The sequence below is a fragment of the Prevotella sp. TF12-30 genome (assembly GCF_003436715.1).
Taxonomy (GTDB): Bacteria; Bacteroidota; Bacteroidia; order Bacteroidales; family Bacteroidaceae; genus Prevotella; species Prevotella copri_A.
Map to the genome: position 1 here is coordinate 2,637 of NZ_QSQJ01000088.1, position 203 is coordinate 2,839.

Below are 203 nucleotides of genomic sequence, written 5' to 3' on the forward strand. Positions count from 1 at the left end.
CATGATAGGGACAATTCCGTTTCTCTCCTTGCTTCCATTTATATAGAAGACTGTCTTGAAAGTGCATCTCATAATTCTTACTTTTTTGTTCGGTGCAAAATTAAACTGTGAGAGCTGCATGACAAAACCAAAACTTACGCAGAATGGGGAAATATGAACCGTCACCGTTAAAAATGCTTATTAGGGCGTTTCTGCGAGGTAAT

General features: G+C 38.4%; 1 pseudogene. It reads right to left on the reverse strand.

Going from position 1 to position 203, the window contains the following annotated elements:
* Positions 1-72, reverse strand: a pseudogene (locus DXD25_RS17590) (integrase); the annotation flags it as partial.
* Positions 73-203 lie beyond the last annotated feature (131 nt).